Below are 1,596 nucleotides of genomic sequence, written 5' to 3' on the forward strand. Positions count from 1 at the left end.
AGGTAAGGAGGTGATCCAACCGCAGGTTCCCCTACGGTTACCTTGTTACGACTTCACCCCAGTCATGAATCACAAAGTGGTAAGCGCCCTCCCGAAGGTTAAGCTACCTACTTCTTTTGCAACCCACTCCCATGGTGTGACGGGCGGTGTGTACAAGGCCCGGGAACGTATTCACCGTGGCATTCTGATCCACGATTACTAGCGATTCCGACTTCATGGAGTCGAGTTGCAGACTCCAATCCGGACTACGACGCACTTTATGAGGTCCGCTTGCTCTCGCGAGGTCGCTTCTCTTTGTATGCGCCATTGTAGCACGTGTGTAGCCCTGGTCGTAAGGGCCATGATGACTTGACGTCATCCCCACCTTCCTCCAGTTTATCACTGGCAGTCTCCTTTGAGTTCCCGGCCGGACCGCTGGCAACAAAGGATAAGGGTTGCGCTCGTTGCGGGACTTAACCCAACATTTCACAACACGAGCTGACGACAGCCATGCAGCACCTGTCTCACAGTTCCCGAAGGCACCAGTCCATCTCTGGAAAGTTCTGTGGATGTCAAGACCAGGTAAGGTTCTTCGCGTTGCATCGAATTAAACCACATGCTCCACCGCTTGTGCGGGCCCCCGTCAATTCATTTGAGTTTTAACCTTGCGGCCGTACTCCCCAGGCGGTCTACTTAACGCGTTAGCTCCGGAAGCCACGCCTCAAGGGCACAACCTCCAAGTAGACATCGTTTACGGCGTGGACTACCAGGGTATCTAATCCTGTTTGCTCCCCACGCTTTCGCACCTGAGCGTCAGTCTTTGTCCAGGGGGCCGCCTTCGCCACCGGTATTCCTCCAGATCTCTACGCATTTCACCGCTACACCTGGAATTCTACCCCCCTCTACAAGACTCAAGCCTGCCAGTTTCGAATGCAGTTCCCAGGTTGAGCCCGGGGATTTCACATCCGACTTGACAGACCGCCTGCGTGCGCTTTACGCCCAGTAATTCCGATTAACGCTTGCACCCTCCGTATTACCGCGGCTGCTGGCACGGAGTTAGCCGGTGCTTCTTCTGCGGGTAACGTCAATTGCTGCGGTTATTAACCACAACACCTTCCTCCCCGCTGAAAGTACTTTACAACCCGAAGGCCTTCTTCATACACGCGGCATGGCTGCATCAGGCTTGCGCCCATTGTGCAATATTCCCCACTGCTGCCTCCCGTAGGAGTCTGGACCGTGTCTCAGTTCCAGTGTGGCTGGTCATCCTCTCAGACCAGCTAGGGATCGTCGCCTTGGTGAGCCGTTACCTCACCAACTAGCTAATCCCATCTGGGCACATCTGATGGCAAGAGGCCCGAAGGTCCCCCTCTTTGGTCTTGCGACGTTATGCGGTATTAGCCACCGTTTCCAGTAGTTATCCCCCTCCATCAGGCAGTTTCCCAGACATTACTCACCCGTCCGCCACTCGTCAGCGAAGCAGCAAGCTGCTTCCTGTTACCGTTCGACTTGCATGTGTTAGGCCTGCCGCCAGCGTTCAATCTGAGCCATGATCAAACTCTTCAATTTAAAAGTTTGATGCTCGTGAATTAAACTTCGTAATGAATTACGTGTTCACTC

At 54.1% G+C, this 1,596-nt stretch carries 1 rRNA gene; it reads right to left on the reverse strand.

Annotated features, from left to right (window positions below):
* Positions 1-3: 3 nt before the first annotated feature.
* Positions 4-1,545: ribosomal RNA gene (locus ACLJTG_RS23620) — 16S ribosomal RNA — on the reverse strand.
* Positions 1,546-1,596: the final 51 nt, after the last annotated feature.

The organism is Salmonella sp. SAL00672 (genome assembly GCF_046552175.1).
Lineage (GTDB): Bacteria > Pseudomonadota > Gammaproteobacteria > Enterobacterales > Enterobacteriaceae > Salmonella > Salmonella enterica.